This window comes from Candidatus Cryosericum odellii (genome assembly GCF_003570935.1).
Taxonomy (GTDB): Bacteria; Caldisericota; Caldisericia; order Cryosericales; family Cryosericaceae; genus Cryosericum; species Cryosericum odellii.
Window position 1 is genome coordinate 1 of the sequence record NZ_QXIU01000079.1, and the last position, 2,888, is coordinate 2,888.

The window sequence follows — 2,888 nt, forward strand, 5'->3', positions numbered from 1 at the left end:
ACACATCTCGAAGCCGAGACGATGGAGATTGGACCTGCCGGCGAGAAGATGTCCATGATCGCCAATGTCATGTTCAATGGGCACAGAGCTTCGGGCAGGACAGGCGTCGGCGCCGTCGTTGGCAGCAAGAACCTCAAGGGTATTGTTGTACGAGGAAATCTGGGCGTCACCGTCGCTGATCATGACAAGTTTGCAGAGGCTGTGCGGGCAACAAGAGAGATCCTTGCACAGAACCCCGTTGCAAGTGGAGGACTTCCTCTGTATGGAACTGCAGTTCTTGTGAACATCATAAACTCCACTGGTTCAATGCCTGTGCGAAATGCGCAGGATGCATATCTTCCTGAGGCGGACAAGATAAGTGGTGAGACGCTGCGGGCGCGCAACCTGGTACGCAATGAAGGTTGCTCTGACTGCTCTATTGCCTGCGGAAGAGTCACTGCAATCAAAGAAGGCAAGTACAAAGGCGAGCACGGTGGTGGGCCCGAGTGGGAGTCTATCTGGTCACTTGGTGCAATGTGTGGCAACTCGGACCTCGATGCTGTCACCATGGCAAACTACCTCTGCGATCGGTACGGCCTCGATACGATCTCTGCCGGATCAACGGTTGCCTGTGCGATGGAGCTCTATGAGAAGGGGTACATGCCTGCCAAGGATGCGCCCTTCCCCCTGAGGTTCGGCGACGCGGATGCAGTTGTAGAATCAATACGAGCAATGGGAGAGCAGAAGGATGAGTTTGGAAGACTGCTCGCGCAGGGTTCCTACCGACTTGCTGAGCACTATGGACATCCAGAGTTGTCCATGTCGGTGAAGAAGCAGGAGTTTCCTGCCTATGACCCGAGAGGTATCAAGGGAATCGGTCTGGAATATGCAACCAGTAATAGAGGAGCCTGTCATGTCAGGGGCTATACCATAGCTGCCGAAATACTCTCCCCGGGTCTTGACAGATTGGTTTATGAGGGCAAGGCTGCTGTTACCAAGTTCCTGCAGGACTTGACGGCAGCACTTGATTCTACGGGGACATGCCTGTTTACGACATTTGGACTGCAGGCAAAGGACCTTGCACAGCTTTACTCAGCTGCTACCGGTTTTGACTGTGATGACAAGGAGTTCCTGAAGATCGGCGAGAGAATCTGGAACATGGAGAAACTCTTCAATCTGAAGTCAGGGCTTACCGGGAAGGACGACACTCTGCCTCCAAGAATTCTCAACGAGCCGATCGCATCGGGCCCTTCCAAAGGTGAAATCGAGGAACTCGATAAGATGCTGGGTGAGTACTACTCCCTGAGAGGATGGGGCAAGGACAGCGTTCCCACAAAGGACAGACTGAAAGAGCTGGGACTCGAAGACCTGTCATGAGACACGTGATCATCGGAGCCTCTGTCGCGGGAATAACGGCAGCAGCGAGGATAAAGGAACTCAGTCCGGAGCAGGAGGTGATCGTCCTCTCGGGGGAGGGAGTCCGGCCGTATGGCAAGATGTCCCTTCCCTACATTCTTTCCGGGATGACCTGGTTTGAGAACTGCATGCTGCCTTCCGTGGACGGGGTCGAAATTGCCCTCAACAAGTACGTCGACGGGGTCGATACGGTGTCGAAAACCGTCCATACGAATGATGGCGAGCAGCTCGACTATGACAGACTCCTGATAGCAACGGGCACATCTCCGTTCATCCCCGACATACCTGGCGCAAGACTTCCTTCGGTGGTCGGTGTCAGGAATATCGGAGATATTGAGGTCATTCGGAAGAGAATAGCGGAATCGACACAGAAGAGGGTCATTCTGGCAGGCGCCGGGCTGGTCAATGCTGAAATAGGCGATGCTCTCGTGAAGCTTGGTATTCCTGTGACCTATGTCATTTCTTCGGACAGGGCCCTGTCCCAGATCGTCGATCGAGAAGCCTCTGTAATCATCGAGAAGTTGTTTGCAGGACTCGATGTGGAGCTGCTCAAGGGCGAGGACATCCAGGAAATCGAGGAGAAGGACGGCGCCCTGGAGGTGAAGCTTGCATCAGGAAAAGTCCTCAGCGGCTCCTGTGTCGTCTATGGCAAAGGGGTGCGCCCCAACACCGGCTTTCTGAAGGGTACGGGTGTTCAGCTCAACAAGGGTGTCGTTCTTGGACGGTATCTTGAAACAAGTGTACCGGGTATCTATGGCGCAGGGGATGCTGTCGAGACAGACGACATCCTGCTGGGTGAGAAGACGCTTCACGCTCTCTGGCCTGTGGCCGTAGAGCAAGCGAACAACGCTGCCGGGAATATGCTCGGTATGGAGATGCCCTACGGTGGCGATGTCCTCAGGAATATCTTGATGGTTTTTGGACAGACCATCTTCACCGGTGGGATCAGCACGCACGACGAAGGTGATGTCTACAGGAACGTGAGTGACGGCGAGTACAGCAAGATTATCGTCAAGGACGGGAAGTTGAGAGGTTTTGTCTTCGTCGGCGAAGGCGCCGTCAACCCCGGCGTCTATCTCAGGATGATGAGAGACCAGACCGACATCAGCTCCATGATCAATCCTGTCCTGCACGGAACCATTGCGCACGCAGACTTGTATCCGTCTGTTTTCAAGGTAGCTCTGTAAAGGGTCACTTTGTCACAAGGCCAGGCGCTCATCGAGCGCCTGGCCTGTTTAGCCGCCGCCGATCGGCGGAAACAGCGACATGGTGTCTCCATCCTTGAGCAACGCATCTTCCTTGCCCAGAAACTCGACACTTCTCCCGTTGAGCAGGTAGATGTAGTCCCGTTTCAGTTTCAGCTCTTCGGTGAGGATAACGCTCTTCAGGACGGGATACTCCGCAACAAGGCTTCGCAGCGCCTCGATATACGTCGAGGCTGAGAGTGGAACGGGTCCCTGTTTGAAGTCTTCTGCCAGATACACTCTCACCGT

Annotated in this window: 3 protein-coding genes; 2 read left to right on the forward strand and 1 reads right to left on the reverse strand. The window is 54.5% G+C overall.

The features are described 5' to 3' along the window. Together SMC5_RS03175 and SMC5_RS03180 are read left to right on the forward strand one after the other, a co-directional pair. Positions 1 to 1,356 (forward strand): aldehyde ferredoxin oxidoreductase family protein (locus SMC5_RS03175; RefSeq protein WP_119119556.1); only part of this gene is annotated, 1,356 nt, incomplete at its 5' end. Next, positions 1,353 to 2,582 (forward strand): NAD(P)/FAD-dependent oxidoreductase, encoded by a 1,230-nt coding sequence (locus tag SMC5_RS03180; RefSeq protein ID WP_165848949.1) that lies wholly within the window; start codon positions 1,353 to 1,355, stop codon positions 2,580 to 2,582. The genes SMC5_RS03175 and SMC5_RS03180, both read left to right, overlap by 4 nt. A 48-nt stretch (positions 2,583 to 2,630) precedes the next feature. Here SMC5_RS03180 and SMC5_RS03185 read toward each other — a convergent pair. Beyond that, the coding region (locus SMC5_RS03185; RefSeq protein WP_126854921.1) for a MoaD/ThiS family protein at positions 2,631 to 2,888 on the reverse strand (258 nt) is incomplete at its 5' end.